17 protein-coding genes and 2 riboswitches are annotated in these 16,651 nt (G+C 72.3%); of the genes, 10 read left to right on the top strand and 7 right to left on the bottom strand.

Annotation, left to right across the window (positions count from 1 at the left end; translation table 11 throughout):
- Window positions 1-32: 32 nt before the first annotated feature.
- A riboswitch (cobalamin riboswitch) is annotated at window positions 33-254 on the bottom strand.
- 97 nt (window positions 255-351) lie between these two features.
- A riboswitch (cobalamin riboswitch) is annotated at window positions 352-497 on the top strand.
- A gap of 36 nt (window positions 498-533) precedes the next feature.
- The 3 genes from AQI88_RS26930 to AQI88_RS26920 all read left to right on the top strand — a co-directional run bounded on the left by AQI88_RS26930 (window position 534) and on the right by AQI88_RS26920 (window position 1,898).
- Window positions 534-755 carry a CbtB domain-containing protein gene (locus AQI88_RS26930; protein WP_067004023.1) on the top strand — a complete coding sequence of 74 codons (222 nt, stop codon included), beginning with the start codon at window positions 534-536 and terminating at the stop codon, window positions 753-755.
- Window positions 756-774: 19 nt separating this feature from the next.
- Entirely contained in the window at window positions 775-1,527 is a 753-nt protein-coding gene (locus AQI88_RS26925; protein WP_067004021.1) for a CbtA family protein, read from the top strand.
- Window positions 1,528-1,619: 92 nt separating this feature from the next.
- The gene (locus tag AQI88_RS26920; protein ID WP_067004019.1) at window positions 1,620-1,898 is read left to right on the top strand and encodes a hypothetical protein; all 279 of its coding nucleotides are present in this window, start codon (window positions 1,620-1,622) and stop codon (window positions 1,896-1,898) included.
- Window positions 1,899-1,920: 22 nt separating this feature from the next.
- On the opposite strand, the gene AQI88_RS26915 is transcribed toward AQI88_RS26920, so the two are convergent.
- Window positions 1,921-2,511 carry a histidine phosphatase family protein gene (locus AQI88_RS26915; RefSeq protein ID WP_067004017.1) on the bottom strand — a complete coding sequence of 197 codons (591 nt, stop codon included), beginning with the start codon at window positions 2,509-2,511 and terminating at the stop codon, window positions 1,921-1,923.
- Window positions 2,512-2,666: 155 nt separating this feature from the next.
- On the opposite strand from AQI88_RS26915, the gene AQI88_RS26910 reads away from it, so the two are divergent.
- The gene (locus AQI88_RS26910; RefSeq protein WP_067004015.1) at window positions 2,667-3,500 is read left to right on the top strand and encodes an SDR family NAD(P)-dependent oxidoreductase; all 834 of its coding nucleotides are present in this window, start codon (window positions 2,667-2,669) and stop codon (window positions 3,498-3,500) included.
- A 386-nt stretch (window positions 3,501-3,886) separates the two neighbouring features.
- Here the strand turns inward: AQI88_RS26910 and meaB are convergent, their stop codons facing one another.
- From meaB to AQI88_RS26890, 4 genes are all read right to left on the bottom strand, one after another.
- On the bottom strand, window positions 3,887-4,870 hold the full coding sequence (meaB, locus tag AQI88_RS26905) for a methylmalonyl Co-A mutase-associated GTPase MeaB (RefSeq protein ID WP_067004013.1): 984 nt from the start codon (window positions 4,868-4,870) through the stop codon (window positions 3,887-3,889).
- A gap of 5 nt (window positions 4,871-4,875) precedes the next feature.
- Entirely contained in the window at window positions 4,876-7,050 is a 2,175-nt protein-coding gene (gene scpA / locus AQI88_RS26900; RefSeq protein WP_067004011.1) for a methylmalonyl-CoA mutase, read from the bottom strand.
- Window positions 7,050-8,858, bottom strand: a complete 1,809-nt coding sequence (locus AQI88_RS26895) for a methylmalonyl-CoA mutase subunit beta (RefSeq protein WP_067004008.1) — start codon at window positions 8,856-8,858, stop codon at window positions 7,050-7,052. Before AQI88_RS26895 ends, scpA begins: the two co-directional genes overlap by 1 nt.
- A gap of 109 nt (window positions 8,859-8,967) precedes the next feature.
- Complete coding sequence (locus AQI88_RS26890; RefSeq protein WP_067004006.1) at window positions 8,968-9,498, bottom strand: MarR family winged helix-turn-helix transcriptional regulator; 531 nt, start codon at window positions 9,496-9,498, stop codon at window positions 8,968-8,970.
- Between the two features lie 113 nt (window positions 9,499-9,611).
- Between AQI88_RS26890 and AQI88_RS26885 the strand changes: the two genes are divergently transcribed.
- Window positions 9,612-10,127 (top strand): YceI family protein, encoded by a 516-nt coding sequence (locus AQI88_RS26885; protein ID WP_067004004.1) that lies wholly within the window; start codon window positions 9,612-9,614, stop codon window positions 10,125-10,127.
- On the opposite strand, the gene AQI88_RS26880 is transcribed toward AQI88_RS26885, so the two are convergent.
- Window positions 10,108-11,889 carry a hypothetical protein gene (locus tag AQI88_RS26880; RefSeq protein WP_398696883.1) on the bottom strand — a complete coding sequence of 594 codons (1,782 nt, stop codon included), beginning with the start codon at window positions 11,887-11,889 and terminating at the stop codon, window positions 10,108-10,110. The genes AQI88_RS26885 and AQI88_RS26880 overlap by 20 nt on opposite strands.
- Before the next feature lie 225 nt (window positions 11,890-12,114).
- Here AQI88_RS26880 and AQI88_RS26875 point away from each other — a divergent pair, with 225 nt between their 5' ends.
- From AQI88_RS26875 to AQI88_RS26860, 4 genes are all read left to right on the top strand, one after another.
- A complete protein-coding gene (locus AQI88_RS26875) occupies window positions 12,115-12,504 on the top strand; it encodes a cell division protein SepF (protein ID WP_067003999.1) in 390 nt (129 codons plus the stop codon).
- A gap of 234 nt (window positions 12,505-12,738) precedes the next feature.
- Window positions 12,739-14,106: an AAA family ATPase gene (locus tag AQI88_RS26870; protein ID WP_244184340.1), complete on the top strand. Its 1,368-nt coding sequence runs from the start codon at window positions 12,739-12,741 to the stop codon at window positions 14,104-14,106.
- A complete protein-coding gene (locus AQI88_RS26865) occupies window positions 14,103-14,447 on the top strand; it encodes a nucleotide pyrophosphohydrolase (RefSeq protein ID WP_067003997.1) in 345 nt (114 codons plus the stop codon). The genes AQI88_RS26870 and AQI88_RS26865 overlap by 4 nt, the downstream gene beginning before the upstream one ends.
- A 202-nt stretch (window positions 14,448-14,649) precedes the next feature.
- Entirely contained in the window at window positions 14,650-15,135 is a 486-nt protein-coding gene (locus tag AQI88_RS26860) for a DUF6099 family protein (protein ID WP_167357478.1), read from the top strand.
- Between the two features lie 99 nt (window positions 15,136-15,234).
- On the opposite strand, the gene AQI88_RS46740 is transcribed toward AQI88_RS26860, so the two are convergent.
- Window positions 15,235-15,411: a hypothetical protein gene (locus AQI88_RS46740; protein ID WP_167357477.1), complete on the bottom strand. Its 177-nt coding sequence runs from the start codon at window positions 15,409-15,411 to the stop codon at window positions 15,235-15,237.
- Window positions 15,412-15,649: 238 nt separating this feature from the next.
- Between AQI88_RS46740 and AQI88_RS26855 the strand changes: the two genes are divergently transcribed.
- A complete protein-coding gene (locus AQI88_RS26855; protein ID WP_067003995.1) occupies window positions 15,650-16,573 on the top strand; it encodes an LLM class F420-dependent oxidoreductase in 924 nt (307 codons plus the stop codon).
- Window positions 16,574-16,651: the final 78 nt, after the last annotated feature.

Below are 16,651 nucleotides of genomic sequence, written 5' to 3'. Positions count from 1 at the left end.
TCGAGGTCACCGGGATGTCCGCGCACGAGTGGTTCGCACGCGGGCAGTTGGCAGGTCTTCGGACTCGCGGGCACGTCCTCACCGAGGAGGACACCTACTGGCCGTCGCTTCCCAGGCCCAGTACATCGGACCCAGTGCGTATGACGGCGGTCGTTCCCGCTCACCGCTGCGGGGCAGTCCCGGATTCCCACCGGGTTCCCTCTTACGACGCTCCCGTCCGGAAGACGGGGCGAACCAGCTGCGTCGGCCAGCTTAGCCCAGCCCAGTCCACCCTTCCCGGGCGTCGGACCTGACTCACGCTCGTCAAACGGTGGAGAGGAAGGTCACGGCGGCCGAGGCGGTCTTGGCCATGCACGCGCCACGCGGTACGGTCTGTCCGATATCGACGACGGCGAGACGGAAGCCGGTGGGAATCCGGCACGGTCGCGCCACTGTATGCGAGTTGCCTCCTGGGGCGTTTCGTGAGTCAGACCCGTGGCCGTCGTCCACTGCACCACCGAGATGGGACGCGAGCTCCCAGAGGAGGTTCTGCCATGGCGCAGACCGTCGCCCAGCCGACAGCCACCACCCCCGTCGTTCCCGCCACGCTGCCGCTGAAGGCCATTGCTCCCTGGGCGGTCTTCTTCGGCATCCTGATGCTGGTCCTGCTCTACTTCGTCGGCGCCGAGCAGGGCGCCACCTCCGTGCTCAACGGCACGGACGTCCACGAATGGGTGCACGACGGCCGGCACCTGCTCGGCTTCCCCTGCCACTGACGCGGGACGCCGCACACCCATGAACTCCGCAACGGTAAGAAATCTCCTCGTACGGGGCATGCTCGCCGGCCTGGCCGCCGGCGTGCTCGCCCTGGTCGTCGCCTACCTCCTCGGTGAGCCGAACGTCGACAAGGCGATCAGCTTCGAGGAGGCCCACTCCCACGAGCACGAGATGGAAGTCGTCTCCCGCTCCCTGCAGTCCACCGCCGGTCTCGCCACCGGCGTCCTCGTCTACGGGGTCGCCTTCGGCGGCATCGCCGCGCTCGCGTACTGCTTCGCGCTGGGCCGGGTGGGCCGTTTCAGCCCGCGTGCGACGGCGCTGCTGCTGTCGGGCTGCGCGCTGCTCGCCGTGTACGTCGTGCCGTTCCTGAAGTACCCGGCCAATCCGCCGTCGGTCGGCAACGCCGACACCATCGGCAAGCGGACGACCCTGTACTTCCTGATGATGCTGCTCAGCGTGCTGCTGGCGGTCGCCGCCACCCTCCTGGGCAAGCGGCTGGCGCCCGGACTGGGCACCTGGTGGGCGACCGTGGTCGCGGTGGCCGCCTTCGCCGTCGTGATCGGGCTGGCGTACGAGTTCCTGCCGGCCGTCAACGAGGTGCCGAAGGACTTCCCGGCCACCCTGCTGTGGCGGTTCCGGCTGTCTGCGCTGGCCATCCAGGCTGTGCTGTGGACCGGATTCGGTCTCCTCTTCGGCGAGTTGGCCGAGCGCCTGCTGAACCCCAAGCCCGCGGCAGCCACGTCCGGTCGCACGGTTCCCGCCTCGCACTGAAAACTTCCGGACACAAGAGGGCCCTTCGGAACCATCGGAGGGTCCTCTCGCGTTCCCGGGACACCGGCGGACGCGACGAGCGGAGGAGCCGAGTGGCCAGACATCCCCAGCCGCGCCACATCACCCTGGGCGGCCGTGAGGCGGTGGCCCTGACCGTGCAGGAGTACGAACAACTGGTCGCGAGCCGACGCCAGATCGGCGGCCAGAGCGCACGGGTACGGGTACTCGCCCAGCAGGTCAAGCGCGACGCGAGACTGCTGCAAGAGCTCGAAGTCCTGGTCGGGTGCCCCGGCCATGACGGCACCGACTCCGCCTGCCTGCGCTGCACCATCGCGGCGCTCCTGCGCCGCCACCGGGAGGAGACCCGCTGAGCACCGGCCGCACGCACCGGTGTCAGTGCACCGGCACGTCCCCCGACGAGGCGAGGGCGTGTCCGAGGCGCAGGTTCCAGCGGCCGGAGCGGCCGGTGACCTCCGTCGCGGTGAGCGGGGGGACGTCGACGCGCCAGAACGCGGCCTCGGGCGCGCCCAGCACCTGCACCACCACGGCCCGTACCACCTCCGGTTCCACCACGGCGAGGGTCCTGCCGTCTCCCAGGCGCTCCGCGTCCAGCCACCGCACGACCCGAGCGCACAACTGCCGCACCGACTCCCCGCCGTGCGCCGCGGCGCCCGGATCGGCCAGCCAGCGGGCCACCGCTTCGGGCTCGGCGGCGCCGACCTCGTCCAGCGTCCGCCCCCGCCACCTGCCCATGTCCAGACCCGCGAGGTCCGGTTCCGCCGAGGCGTCGAGGCCGAGCGCCGAGGCCGTCTCGCGGCAGCGCACGCTGGGGGAGGCGACGACCCGGACGGCGGCGGGCAGGGCCCCGGCCGCCGCTCTCGCCCGCGCGGCCCCCTCGGCCTCGATCGAGTCACCGTCGTCGAAGCGGGCGCGCCGCAGCGACGGCGTGATCGCCGGCGAGACGAGGGTGACACGACTGGTCACGCGGTTGCTCCTCCTGCTGGTGCCGTGGGGCGGCGGTTCTCCGCCGCGTGCGTATGACGGTACGCCAGGACCTGTCCTGAAGTCGCCAGGGACGGATCACCGGCTCTAGGCTCGGGGGTGCTCGGTGATCTCGGTGGAGGGGCGGCTGAACTGCCATGACGGACAAGCGGGTTGTCATCGTGACCGGCGGAGGTACGGGCATCGGGGAGGCCACCGTCCGGCTGTTGCGCGAGGGAGGGCACCATGTGGTCGCCTCGGGCCGCCGGACCGAACCCTTGCAGCGTGTCGAACGGGAGACCGGGGCCCTCGCGTACCCGTCCGACGTCGGGGACCCGGACGCGGCCGACGGACTCGTCCGCGCGACTCTCGCCGCGCACGGACGGCTCGACGGGCTGGTGCTCAACGCGGGGATCGGGCGGGGTGGGGCGGTCGGCGACATGTCGCTGCAGGACTGGGACGAGGTGATGCGCACCAACGTCACCGGTCCGCTGCTGCTTCTGCGCGCGGCGATCCCGCACCTGCTGGAGTCCAAGGGGTCGGTGGTCGCCGTCGCCTCGGTGTCCGCCCTGCGCAACGGCACGAGCAACGCCGCCTACGCCACGTCCAAGGCGGCCCTGCTCCAGCTGTGCCGTTCCGTCGCCGTCGACTACGGGCGGCAGGGGGTGCGTGCCAACACCGTGTGCCCCGGCTGGGTGCGGACGGAGATGGCCGACCGGCGCATGGCGCGCTTCGCCGAGGAAGCGGAGCTGCCGGGGGGCGGCGTGGCGGCCGCCTATGAGGAGGCGACCAGGTACCTGCCCCTGGGCCGGCCCGGTGAGCCGCGCGAGATCGCGGAGACGATCGGCTGGCTGCTGTCCCCGGCCGCGTCGTACGTCAACGGCGCGGTGCTCACCGTCGACGGAGGGGCGACGGCCCTCGATCCCGGCACGCTCGCCTTCGACTTCCGTATCGCGCCGCGCGGTGACGGTGGCTCCGGGACTCCTCGATGACGACGATGACGACACGGCGGGACAGCGCGACGGCGAGGTGACGGGGAGGGCCGCCGCCTGCCTCGACGACGTCACCGGCGCTCGCCGCGTGTCCGGCCGAGGACCTGCGCACGGTGCTGGACCGCCCGTGGCCGGTCTTCGGGGACAGTATGAGCGCCCTCGTGGCACACGAACCGGTCCCGGCCCTCGGGCAGTCGGGGCGCAGGCCGGAGCGGCGGCTCGTCCCGGCGCGCGAGGCCCCCGACGTCCCTCCGGCCCGGAACCTGCATCTGCGGACCGACGCAGCGATCACCCCACCGGTGACAGCACCGGCCCGGCGACCTCCTGCACGCCGCAGCAGAGGTTGCGCACAGCCAGGTTGCAACCGGCGGCCCGCGGACCCCGGCTCACTTTCCGCCGAACGCCCGCAGGATGCGTTCCGCGGCCAGGGTCGCCGTCAACGAGCCGTCTCTGACCTGCTGTTCGAGGACGGGGGCGGCCTCGCGGACCGCGGGGTCCGCGTGCAGTCGGCCCAGCAGTTCGTCGCGGACCATCGACCACGTCCAGCCGACCTGCTGGTCCCGCCGCTTGGCGGCGAGCCGGCCGGTGGAGTCGAGCAGCGTGCGGTGCTGTTCCAGGCGCTCCCACACCACGTCCAGGCCCGTCGACTCACGGGCACTGCAACTGAGCACCGGCGGAGCCCAGAACGCGTCCTTGCCGTGCATCAGGCGCAGCGCGCCCGCCAGCTCCCGTGCCGCCGCCTGTGCGTCGCGCTCGTGCGGGCCGTCCGCCTTGTTGACGGCGATCACGTCGGCCAGCTCCAGGACGCCCTTCTTGATGCCCTGCAACTGGTCACCGGTGCGGGCCAGGGTCAACAGGAGGAACGAGTCGACCATGCCCGCGACCGCGGTCTCCGACTGGCCGACCCCCACGGTCTCGACGAGGATCACGTCGTAGCCCGCCGCCTCCATCACGACCATGGACTCGCGGGTCGCCTTGGCCACCCCGCCCAGCGTGCCCGCGCTGGGGGAGGGGCGCACAAAGGCGTTCGGGTCGACCGCCAGGCGCTCCATCCGGGTCTTGTCGCCCAGGATGGAGCCTCCGGTGCGGGTGGAGGAGGGGTCGACGGCGAGCACCGCCACCCGGTGCCCCTGCGAGGTCAGCAGCGTGCCGAACGCGTCGATGAACGTCGACTTGCCCACGCCCGGCACCCCGCTGATGCCGATCCGCCGCGCCCGGCCGCTGTGCGGAAGCAGCTCGGTGAGCAACTCCTGTGCCAGCGCCCGGTGCTGGGGTCGGGTGGACTCGACGAGCGTGATGGCGCGGGCCACCAGGGCCCGCTTCCCGTCGAGCACACCCTTCACATACGTGTCGAGATCGATCGCTGCCATGCGGATCAGAGGTCGTGGTCGAGGTCGGCCGACAGCCGCTGCACCAGGTCGTATGCCGCGTCCGGGATCACCGTCCCGGGCAGGAACACGGCCGCCGCGCCCATCTCCAGCAGGGTCGGCACGTCCTGCGGCGGGATCACCCCGCCGACCACGATGGTGATGTCCCCGCGGCCCTCCTCGGCGAGCTTCTCGCGCAGCGCCGGTACGAGGGTGAGGTGACCGGCGGCCAGCGAGGACACGCCGACCACGTGGACGTCCGCCTCGACGGCCTGGCGGGCGACCTCCTCCGGGGTCTGGAACAGCGGGCCGACGTCGACGTCGAAGCCGAGGTCGGCGAAGCCGGTGGCGATCACCTTCTGGCCGCGGTCGTGGCCGTCCTGGCCCATCTTGGCGACCAGGATCCGCGGCCGACGGCCCTCGGCCTCCTCGAACGCGTCCACCAGGGCACGGGTGCGGTCCACGGACGGGGACTGTCCTGCTTCGTTGCGGTACACGCCGGAGATCGTACGGATCTGGCTCGCGTGCCGGCCGTACACCTTCTCCAGGGCGTCGGAGATCTCACCGACGGTCGCCTTGGCGCGGGCCGCGTGCACGGCCAGCTCCAGCAGGTTTCCGTCGCCGTCGGCGGCCCGGGTGAGTGCGTCGAGCGCGTCCCGGCAGGCGGTCTCGTCCCGCTCCGCCCGCAGCCGCCGCAGCTTCTCGATCTGCTGGGCGCGCACCGAGGAGTTGTCGACCTTGAGGACCTCGATCGCCTCGTCGCTCTCGACGCGGTACTTGTTGACACCGATGACCGGCTGGCGCCCCGAGTCGATGCGGGCCTGCGTGCGGGCCGCCGCCTCCTCCACGCGCAGCTTCGGAATACCGGCGTCGATGGCCTGCGCCATACCGCCGGCCTGCTCGACCTCCTGGATGTGCGCCCAGGCCTTCCGGGCAAGGTCGTACGTGAGCCGCTCCACGTACGCACTGCCGCCCCACGGGTCGATGACCCGGGTGGTGCCCGACTCCTGCTGGATGAGCAGCTGGGTGTTGCGGGCGATGCGCGCCGAGAAGTCGGTCGGCAGCGCGAGCGCCTCGTCCAGGGCGTTGGTGTGCAGCGACTGGGTGTGGCCCTGGGTCGCCGCCATCGCCTCCACGCACGTACGCGTGACGTTGTTGAACACGTCCTGCGCGGTCAGCGACCAGCCCGAGGTCTGCGAATGCGTGCGCAGGGACAGGGACTTGGAGTTCTTCGGCTCGAACTGGGAGACCAGCTTGGCCCACAGCAGCCGCGCCGCCCGCAGCTTGGCGATCTCCATGAAGAAGTTCATGCCGATCGCCCAGAAGAAGGAGAGCCGGGGCGCGAACGCGTCCACGTCCAGGCCGGCTTCACGCCCGGCGCGGATGTACTCGACACCGTCGGCGAGGGTGTAGGCCAGCTCCAGGTCGGCCGTGGCTCCGGCCTCCTGGATGTGGTACCCGGAGATCGAGATGGAGTTGTAGCGGGGCATCCGCTGCGAGGTGTACGCGAAGATGTCGGAGATGATCCGCATCGACGGCTTCGGCGGATAGATGTAGGTGTTGCGGACCATGAACTCCTTGAGGATGTCGTTCTGGATGGTCCCGGCCAGCTTCTCGGGCGGTACGCCCTGCTCCTCCGCCGCCACGATGTACAGCGCGAGGATCGGCAGCACGGCGCCGTTCATCGTCATCGACACGGTCATCTTGTCCAGCGGGATTCCGTCGAACAGCTGCCGCATGTCGTAGATCGAGTCGATCGCCACGCCCGCCATGCCGACGTCGCCGGTCACGCGCGGGTGGTCGCTGTCGTACCCCCGGTGCGTGGGCAGGTCGAAGGCGACCGACAGGCCCTTCTGGCCGGCCGCGAGGTTGCGCCGGTAGAACGCGTTGGACTCCTCGGCGGTGGAGAAGCCCGCGTACTGGCGGATCGTCCAGGGCTGGTTGACGTACATCGTCGGGTACGGGCCGCGCAGATACGGCGCCATGCCCGGGAAGGTGCCGAGGAAGTCCAGGCCCTCCAGGTCACGGCCGGTGTACAGCGGCTTGACCCCGATGCCCTCCGGGGTCTCCCACAGCGGCTCGGCGGCGCCGGTCGCCTCGGCGGCGGCCCGGTGCCACTCCCCGTCACCGCCCTCGGTGACCGGGGTCCCCAGCTCGATGCCGGAGAAGTCGGGGATTCCCATCAGGACACTCCCATGCGGTCGAGGGTCGCGGAGAGTACGGCGACGGCGTCGCAGCCCGCGAAGACGTACGAGTCGATGCCGGCGTGGTCGGCCGGGCGTCCCGCGAGGAACACATGACGGGCACCCGAGACACGCAGCGACTCGGCTGTCTGCTCGGCCTGTTCGGCGTAGAGCGCGTCACTGGAGCACAGCACGGCCTCGGTGGCGCCGCTGTCCTCGAAGGTGCCCTCGGTGACCGGCTCGATGCCGCCCGCCTGGAACAGGTTGGCGGCGAAGGTCGCACGCGCGGTGTACGCGGCGGCCGAGCCGATCGTGGCCAGGAAGACCCGGGGGCGGGAGCCGGTCGCCGTCAGGTGGGCGTCGGAGCGGGCGCGCAGCTCCTCGTACGCCTCGTCCCGGCGCACCCGGGGCAGCCCGCCGGACGGCGGCTCGGGCGCAGGCTCGCGCTCCACCGGCTTCTCGGCGAGCAGCGGGAACTCGCTGACACCGGTGATGGGTTCGCGCCGCTTGGCGAGCTTCTTGGAGCGCTCGGCCCAGGTCGTCGCCAGGTCCGTACGGATCCGGCCGGAGCGCAGCACGGCCGCCTGGCCGCCGTCGCGCTCGATGGTTCGGAAGAACTCCCAGGCCGCGTGGGCGAGTTCGTCGGTGAGCCGCTCGACGTACCAGGAGCCGCCCGCCGGGTCGATCACCCGGGCCAGGTGGGACTCCTCGACCAGGATCGTGGAGGTGTTGCGGGCGATACGGCGGGCGAACGCGTCCGGCAGGCCGAGCGCGTGGTCGAACGGCAGCACGGTGACCGAGTCGGCACCGCCGACCCCGGCGGCCAGCGTCGCGACCGTCGTGCGGAGCATGTTCACCCACGGGTCGCGGCGGGTCATCATCACCGGCGAGGTCACCGCGTGCTGCACCTGCGCGCCCGCGCCGGGCGCCCCGGACACCTCGGCGATGCGCGCCCACAGCCGGCGCGCCGCGCGCAGCTTGGCGATGGTCAGGAACTGGTCGGCGGTGGCCGCGTACCGGAACTCCAGCTGCGCCGTGGCCGCTTCGACCGTGAGGCCGGCCTCGGTCAGCTCGCGCAGATAGGCCACGCCGGTGGCGAGGGAGGCGCCCAGCTCCTGCGCGGCCGAGCCGCCCGCCTCGTGGTACGGCAGCGCGTCCACGGTCAGCGTGCGCAGGCCCGGATACCGCTCGGCCGAGCGTGCGGCGAGCGCCGCGACGGGCGCGAAGTCCAGCGGGGTGCCGGTGCGGGCCTCGTACCCGAGCGGATCCGCACCCAGGTTGCCGCGCACGGCCTTCGGGTCGACGCCCTTGTCCTCGTACAGCCGCAGCAGCTCGGCCGCTGCGGCCTCGACGTCACGGCCGGCGTCCAGGACCACCGGGGCCAGGTCGAGGTAGACGCCGTCGAGGGCGCGTGCGATGCCGGACACCGGGATGCCGCCCTGGCCCACGAGCAGCCAGAGCGAGGTGACCCCGTTCTCCAGGTCGGTGAGGACGGCACCGTCGGCCGCTGCCGCGTGCCGCTGCCGTACGTCCCAGCCGCCCGCGGTGTTGCCCTCGGGGCGGCCGCCGCGCACGAACGGGGCGAAGCCGGGCAGACCAGGGTCGGGCGCGTCGTCGCGCGCGGTGTACAGGGGCCGGGTGCGCAGCCCGTCCTCGAGCGTCGTGGACAGGGCGTCCTCAGCTGCCGTACCCGAGACTTCCTTGCCCGACTTGCGCAGCACACCTTCGACCAGGCGTTGCCACTGCTCGTGTGTCGCGTCAGGGAACTCGGCGGCCAGTGGGAGCCCGTCGTCAGGCAGGACCGTCATGGCTCGGATGCTAGGGCAGCAGCCCTGAGTGACGGCAGATTGCGGCTTGTGAGGTTTCCCTCCTTGCGGCTGTGACCTGAGCCGCTCAGGTCCTCAAGGGGCCGATTTCCTATGCTTCCTGCGCTTCCTGCGCCTCTTGTGCTTGCTGTGGCTCGTCGGCGAGGTCGGGCACCAGCGCGCACAGCGCCTCACGCTGCTCGGGGCCGACGAACCGGGAGAGCGCCTCCCGGACCGTCTGCGCGAGGGTGTCGGAGGCTTCCCGCAGCAGCCGCCGGGCCTTGTCGGTGAGTGCCACCTCGATGCCCCGTTTGTCCCCGCACACGGACTCGCGGGTGACCAGGCCGGTCCGTTGGAGGCAGGCGATCTGGTAGGTGAGCCGGGTCTTGGGGCGGCCGAGGAGTTCCGCGATCCGGGTCATGCGCAGGCCGCCCCGCGGCTGCTCGGCCAGCAGGCACAGGATGAGGAACTCGTCGTGCGAGACGTCGAGGGACTTCTTCACGACCGACCGCAGCCGCTGCTCCACGGCGCCCGTCGCGGCCAGCAGGAGCATCCAGGCGCGCAGCTCGCCCGGGAGCAGCCCGCCGCCCTTGGCGGAGGGGCAAGAGGGCTGGTCGGCGGGGTGTTCGTCGCGGGCGGCCATGGCGTCGAGTCTACCTGTTGTCCAAATTTGGATATTGGGCTAGCGTGAGGTCATCCAAATTTGAACCATCCGCTCCGCCGAACAGATCGATGTCACCGAACAGGAGGACGGCCATGACCGTCGCCGTGGAAACAGGCACCTGGCAGCTCGACCCGGCCGCGACCACCGTGGGCCTGCGGCACAAGACCTTCTGGGGCCTGGTCACCGTCAAGGGCACGTTCACCGCCGTCACGGGCCAGGGGGAGGTCCACGCCGACGGCTCGGCCACCGGCACCGTGACCCTGGAGGTGGCCTCCCTGGACACCAGGAACGCCAAGCGGGACACCCACCTGCGCTCGGCCGACCTGCTGGACGCCGGCAACCACCCGGAGATCACCTTCGCCGTCCGCGGCGCCGACCGCGTCGACGGCGACGGCGTCCGGGTCACCGGTCAGCTGACCGTGCGGGGCATCAGCCGGCCGCTGGACCTCACCGCGCGCCTGACCTCGGCGACGGCCGAGGTGCTCGCCCTGGAGGCAGAGTTCACCGTGGACCGCGACCAGTTCGGGGTGACCTGGAACCAGCTGGGCATGATGCGCGGCCTGACCACGGTGACGGCCGCGCTGAAGTTCACGCGTGCGGCGGCCTGACGCCCAGCTCGGCGGGCCGTACGTCCAGGGTGGAGAGCGTCTGCGGGCTCGCCGTGAAGGCACGCAGCCGGATGTGGGCGCTCTTCTTGGCGGGCAGCGGGAACCCGCCTGAGGGCGCCCGCAGTTCCACGGTCGCCGTGGTGTGCGCGGGGATCGTGGCCGGACCGTGCTTCAGGGACCAGTACTTGCTCATGCCCTGGCCCGTCGTGAGCATGTAGTGCGGGGTGAGCGGGTCGCTCCCGGTGTTGGTCACCCGCAGGGTCAGCGCCGACAGCGAGTGCGCCGTGGCCCGCCGCGTCCCCGTGATGTCCATCCGCAGCGGCGGCCGGCCCGACACCGCCAGGGTCGCGCTCACCAGCGCGGGCAGCACCAGCAGCACGACCGCGCCCACCAGCGCCGGGCGGCGGCGCGGGCCGGTGAGCCACCGGGGGCGCGGCTGCCAGGCACGCGAGAAGTCCGACAGGGGCACGGTGACCGCTGCCGCGAGCCACAGCGGCGTCATCATCAGGTAGTAGCCGTCCTGGGAGCGGGTCGCCAGGTAGAAGGCACACCAGGGCAGCACGGTCGCCGCCGGGCCCAGCCGCCGTACGAAGAGCACGAACAGTGCGAGCAGCGCCGCGGCGAGCAGCATGCTCGCGTGGCCGTACCAGTCGAGCCGGTCGCTGCCGTGCGTGAAGTACAGGGAGATGTCCACCAGGCCCTGGCCGTGCAGCACCGCGCCCTGGGTCAGCGGCAGGGCGATCCCGCCGAGCCAGGGGCCCGGCTCGTGGACGATGAAGTACGCGTTGAGCAGCAGCCAGGCCGTCGCGGCGGTTCCGAGGACCCGCAGCACCACCGCCCAGGCCGCCCGCCCGCCCAGCTCCCCGCGACGCACGGCGTAGATGCCGGCCAGCAGGAACGGTGTCACGAACCAGGGCAGTTGCTGGGTCGCGCAGGCGGCACCCAGGCACGCGGCCCGCGCGATCCCGGCGGCGCCGAGCCGGCCACCGCTGCCGATCCGCGGCCAGCCCACCACCACCGGCACGAGCAGGACCATGGCGATGATCGCCGGATACCCCTGGCGGGCGTACATCGGCAGGAAACTGAAGCCCAGGCAGACCATCGTCGCCGCCGAGCGCCACGGCACCGGCAGCATCCGCCACAGCACCACCGCGCCCGCGATCAGCGCGAGCGTCGCCGCCGCGGTCGCCGGGTCGCCGCCGTGGCCCACCCACAGCAGGGGCGCGGTCAGCAGCGGGGCGAGCGGGGGATAGCCGTAGGTGAGGTCGTAACCGCCGTCTATCGTCGCCGTCAGCGCGACGCCCTTGGCGTGGAACAGCCAGGGCCACGGCTGCCCGTAGATCGGGTGCCCGGCCACCATTTCCCGCGCGGCCTGCGAGGTGAGGACCGCCTCGTCGCCGCCTGCGTGGTTCAGCGCCCAGGTGCACAGGACGAGCGTGATCGCGGTCAGCAGCACCACCAGGTCCAGGCGGGCCAGCGAGCGCGCCCGCCGGACCGTCAGGGCGAGGACACCGCTGATCAGGATCGAGACGTAACAGACGGAGATGACCGCCGCGAGGACCAGCTGGTGGGAGGCCGCCTGGTTCCACACCGCGCGGGTGCCGATGAACAGGCTCACGTCCGCGAGCAGGGTCAGGACACGGTGCCACTGCGCGGGAGCCTCCGGGGCCGCCGCGGCTGCCGCGCGGGCTCCGGGGGCGGCGGACACCGCCGACTGCGTCCGCCGGCCGGGCGTCACCTGCTGTGTTTCTGCCAAGTGCACGGCACCGGACGCTAACGGTAGCCGGTGAGCGGGATGTGGCCGGGGGTGAAGATTCAGGTGTGAGGGCGGTAAGAACGGGGCGTATTCGTACATGTGCCCCGCGGTGGAGCGGAAGGGAGGCGGACGAGCCGGTCGCACATCGTGTCGCTGTTGGGCCGAACGGGTGACTTGGCGTAAGAATTGGCTGGTGCAGGCATTGAGTGCGAGTCAGGTCGGGGGGAGCCGGTGAGCCGTTACGACGTCACCGATGAACAGTGGGAGGGGCTCGCCCAGGTCGTGCCGCTGCGGGGCCGGGACGCGTGGCCGTCCGCGGTGAACCACCGCTCGCTGCCGGACGCGGAGACCGAGACCCGGCGCCGGTTCGTCGTCCTCAGGGTCAATGTCTTCGCGGACGCCAGGGAAGTCGCCGAGACGCTGATGGCCGGGGCGCCGGTCCTGCTCGACCTGTCCGGAGCGGAGGGCGACGTTGCCAAGCGGGTCCTCGACTTCAGCACCGGCGTCGTCTTCGGCCTGGGCAGCGGGATGCACCGGGTCGACCGCAACGTGTTCCTGCTGACCCCGCCCGGCACGGAGGTCAGCGGGCTGATGGAGGGGGCGGGGGTCTCCGGCGGCTGAGACCGGGGGCGGTGCGGCGCGGGCCGGGGGACGGGCCCGGCCGTCCGTCACGGCGCGGGCGCCGTTGCCGGGGGCCGCCCCGCGAGGGCGAGCACCTCGCCGTCAACGCCGAGGGCCCCGGCGGCGCAGGACGGCGGCCGACGCAGTGCGCCGCTGCCCCCTGAGTCCCCCGATCGTAGGAAGGCCCGGTGGACAAAACGGTTCACCCGTCGCGCGGAGACCTACCGTCCGCATATGCCCGTGCCTTCCGCGTCCGCCGAGCCCTCCGTGTCGTCCGGGGCCTCCGTGACCGCCGCTCCTTCGACGCCCCCCGCGCCCGCCCTGCCGGCGCAGTCGGCCCGTCCCTCGATGCGGGTACCGAAACCGGGAGGGCCCTGCGACGACCTCCTGCCCGCGAGGCCGCCCCAGGCCGTCGAGGTGTCGGGGCACGGGCATTCCGCGCCCCTCCCGTCAGCCGGACCCGCCGCTGATTCCCCCGGCGCCCCCGTCGACCTGCGCGCGCGCATCACCGAGCTCAGGCTGTCCGCGTTCGCCGGGCACCGGCGGGCCGCGTTCCCGCTGAGCGCCGTCACGCTGTTCGCCGGGCCCAGCGGGTCCGGGAAGTCGACTGCGCTCCGTGCGTACGAGGCGCTCGCGCGGCTCGGGGGAGGCGCGCCGCTCGCGGAGGTGTTCCCGGACCCGGTCGCCTGTGTGCCGGAGCGGGCGCGGCCCGACGGCGAGGGGCGGCGGGGGTTCCGGATCGGGTGCACGGCCGACGGCGCCGAGGGGCCCGTCCGGCTCGACGTGGCCGTCCAGGCCGAGCCGGAGCTGCGGATCGTGGGCGAGCGGCTGACGGCGCAGGGAGTGGTCCTGCTGGAGACGGCCCTGCGCGATCCGGGACGCCGGGCCGTACAGGCCGCCTGGCACACCGCGGGCTCCGCGCCGGTCACCCGTGCTCCGCTGCCGGACGACCGGCTCGGCACCGCCCTGCTGCCGCTCAGGGTGGCCGGCAAGACGGACGGGCAGCGGCGGGTGCTCGCCGCCGCCGAGCAGATGGTCGTCGCCCTGCGCTCCGTGTTCGCCTGCGACCCGCGCCCCGAGTACATGCGCATCCCCGTTCCGACGGGTTCGGGACGGCTCATGCCCGGCTGTGACAACGTCGCCGACGTCGTGTGGCGCACCCGGTTCGAGTGCGGCCGCCGGCACGCCCAGCTGGTCGAGGCGCTGCGCGCGGGCTGCGCCGGCCCGGTGGCCGACCTGGTCGCCGAGCCGCTGGCCGACGGCACGGTCCGGGCGCTGCTCGACCGCGGCGACGGCTTCCGCACCGGGCTGGCCCGGCTCGGCGACGGCGAACTGCGCTTCGTCGCGCTGGCGCTGGTGCTGTTCACCGGACCCGGCGTCCTGGACGTGGACGCGCCCGGCGAGGTGCCCGACGCCCTGCGCAGCCTCACCGTGCTGGCCGACGGCTTCGACCGCGGCCTCGACCCCCGCCAGCGCCTGGAACTCCTGCGGACGGCGGCCCGGATGGGCGAGCGCGGGCACATCCGCTGCGTGGGCGCGGTGAGCGACGCCTCGTGGGCCACGAGGACGCTGGGCGTCACAGTGGTACACCTGAACCTGTGACGGAACACCCTGACCTGGCCGGACTCCAGCGCAGGCTGGCCGAGTTCGCCGCAGCGCGCAACTGGCAGCCCTACCACACCCCCAAGAACCTCGTGGCCGCCCTCAGTGTGGAGGCCTCCGAACTCGTCGAGATCTTCCAGTGGCTGACCCCGCAGGAGTCGGCCCGCGTGATGGACGACCCCGGCACCGCGCACCGTGTCACGGACGAGGTCGCCGATGTCCTCGCCTATCTCCTCCAGCTCTGCGAGGTCCTCGGCATCGACCCGCTGACCGCCCTGTCGGCCAAGATCGACCGCAACGAACACCGCTTCCCGGCACCGGGACCGGACGACACCCCCTGACGCGCAGACGCGACGTCAACGGCCGGACTGTCGTACTTCATTGTCACGCTTGGTAGTCAAAATCCCTGCCGAATCCGAATTGTTGTCCATAAATTTCCATCTTCCTCTGGCTTTTCGTCCCATAGGCCCTCACTCTGGGTAGTGGACAAGGGAGTTCAGACGGCCGTGCGAGCAGGCACGACAGACGGGACGGGGGCAGCGCATGGAAGCAGTGCGACTCATAGTGACGAGCAGGCGCGCGCTGGCGGGCGGCGCCGACACGCCCGAGATCATGGCGGAGGTGTGGCAGGCACAGGCTCTGGCCCAGGCGATCGGCAGCCGCCTCGCGGTGTCCGGCCCGCCGGAGCTGCGGGGCGAGGCGCTGGGGCTGACCGAGCTGGCGGGTCGCGGCTGCGGCGTCCTGGACCCTCCGGAACTCGATCCCGGAGACCTGCGCGCCGCCCAGCTCACGGAGCTGGACGACGCCCGGCAGACCCTGCTCAGCCTCGGCGGCCTGCTCGGCGAGGTCGGCATGGCCCTGGTCGGCATGGCCAGCGCCGCGGCCGACGAGACGACGTACTGGCAGTGCATGGAGGCCATCGACGCCGCGGACGAATCCCGGGACCGGGTCCTGGAGATGCTGCGCAAGCTGGCGGCGCGCGAGGAGGTGTTACCTCAGAACGCGGAGGACAGCCCGACCGGCGTGTGAGACAACCACCACGGAACCGAGCCCGTCCGGCGCTCGAGGACGAGGCCGTTCAGGCCGAGGCGGAGGTCCGGGGGAGGCGGCCCTCAGGGCAACGGCGCCTCACCCGAGCTCGCTCTCTTCGGCCGAAGCCCACCCCGACCCTCCGGCCGACTGCAAGTCCGCGTCCAGCGCCGACAGATCCGCGTTCAACGCCGCCATCAGCTCCTCCATCTGCTCCAGCAACCCCTTCGGCTGACCGGCGGAGCCATCCTGTGGGGGAACGGACTCTTCGGACATGACGGCCTCCTCGGCCCCCGGCCCCGGGGAGGACCGGGGCGATGACGCGCGACGGCGACCACCGTCCGGCGCGGGTGTCGGACGGTCCGGCACCGACGGCCCAACGATCACCGCCGTTGCCGGTCACTGGCCCGCCGGGACCCCGCGCGCACGGTGCCCGATTTTCACCCGACCGGGGACGGCCGCGCCCGGCGGTACCAATGAGGTTGACGGGGCGTGCGCCGTGCAGGATAGATGTATGGACCTTCGAATCTTCACCGAGCCCCAGCAAGGGGCGACCTACGACACCCTGCTCACCGTGGCGAAGGCCACGGAAGACCTCGGCTTCGATGCGTTCTTCCGCTCGGACCACTACCTCCGCATGGGCAGTGTCGACGGCCTGCCCGGCCCCACGGACGCCTGGATCACCCTGGCCGGCCTGGCCCGCGAGACCAAGCGCATCCGCCTCGGCACCCTGATGACCGCAGGAACCTTCCGCCTGCCTGGCGTGCTCGCCATCCAGGTGGCCCAGGTCGACCAGATGTCCGGCGGCCGGGTGGAACTGGGCCTGGGCGCGGGCTGGTTCGAGGAGGAGCACCGGGCGTACGGCATCCCGTTCCCGAAGGAGAAGTTCGCGCGCCTGGAGGAGCAGCTGGAGATCGTCACCGGGCTGTGGGCGACCAAGACCGGCGAGACCTTCGACTTCCACGGCGCGTACTACGACCTCACCGACTCGCCCGCGCTGCCCAAGCCCGCCCAGGAGAAGATCCCGGTGCTCATCGGCGGTCACGGCCCGGCCCGCACCCCGCGCCTCGCGGCCCGGTACGCGGACGAGTTCAACATGCCGTTCGCCTCGATCGAGGACAGTGAGCGGCAGTTCGGCCGGGTGCGCGCCGCCGCCGAGGAGGCGGGCCGCAGGCCGGACGCTCTGACGTACTCCAACGCGCTGGTGGCGTGTGTGGGCAGGGACGAGCAGGAGGTCGCCCGGCGGGCCGCGGTGATCGGCCGTGAGGTGGACGAGCTGAAGGCCAACGGTCTGGCCGGCTCTCCGGCCGAGGTGGTCGACAAGATCGGCCGGTACGCCGAGGCCGGCTCGCAGCGGATCTACCTCCAGATCCTCGACCTGGACGACCTCGACCACCTGGACCTGATCTCCTCCCAGGTCCAGTCGCAGCTGTCGTAACACCCCACCTGACACCCCACCTGTCCACCGGCCCCCTCCGGTCTGAGAGGGGGCCGTGCGACCTGTGACGGTCCTGTG

It is taken from the genome of Streptomyces cellostaticus, assembly GCF_001513965.1.
GTDB lineage: Bacteria > Actinomycetota > Actinomycetes > Streptomycetales > Streptomycetaceae > Streptomyces > Streptomyces cellostaticus.
Note: the sequence above shows the minus strand (reverse complement) of the source record. Positions and strands in the feature narration are given on the sequence as shown.

Excerpts from the sequence above, each read along its gene's own strand:
- AQI88_RS26930 (WP_067004023.1), top strand. The coding sequence starts at position 534 with ATGGCGCAGACCGTCGCCCAGCCGACAGCCACCACCCCCGTCGTTCCC.
- AQI88_RS26925 (WP_067004021.1), top strand. The coding sequence starts at position 775 with ATGAACTCCGCAACGGTAAGAAATCTCCTCGTACGGGGCATGCTCGCC.
- AQI88_RS26910 (WP_067004015.1), top strand. The coding sequence starts at position 2,667 with ATGACGGACAAGCGGGTTGTCATCGTGACCGGCGGAGGTACGGGCATC.
- meaB (WP_067004013.1), bottom strand. The coding sequence starts at position 4,870 with ATGGCAGCGATCGATCTCGACACGTATGTGAAGGGTGTGCTCGACGGG.
- scpA (WP_067004011.1), bottom strand. The coding sequence starts at position 7,050 with ATGGGAATCCCCGACTTCTCCGGCATCGAGCTGGGGACCCCGGTCACC.
- AQI88_RS26895 (WP_067004008.1), bottom strand. The coding sequence starts at position 8,858 with ATGACGGTCCTGCCTGACGACGGGCTCCCACTGGCCGCCGAGTTCCCT.
- AQI88_RS26890 (WP_067004006.1), bottom strand. The coding sequence starts at position 9,498 with ATGGCCGCCCGCGACGAACACCCCGCCGACCAGCCCTCTTGCCCCTCC.
- AQI88_RS26885 (WP_067004004.1), top strand. The coding sequence starts at position 9,612 with ATGACCGTCGCCGTGGAAACAGGCACCTGGCAGCTCGACCCGGCCGCG.
- AQI88_RS26870 (WP_244184340.1), top strand. The coding sequence starts at position 12,739 with ATGCCCGTGCCTTCCGCGTCCGCCGAGCCCTCCGTGTCGTCCGGGGCC.
- AQI88_RS26860 (WP_167357478.1), top strand. The coding sequence starts at position 14,650 with ATGGAAGCAGTGCGACTCATAGTGACGAGCAGGCGCGCGCTGGCGGGC.
- AQI88_RS46740 (WP_167357477.1), bottom strand. The coding sequence starts at position 15,411 with ATGTCCGAAGAGTCCGTTCCCCCACAGGATGGCTCCGCCGGTCAGCCG.
- AQI88_RS26855 (WP_067003995.1), top strand. The coding sequence starts at position 15,650 with ATGGACCTTCGAATCTTCACCGAGCCCCAGCAAGGGGCGACCTACGAC.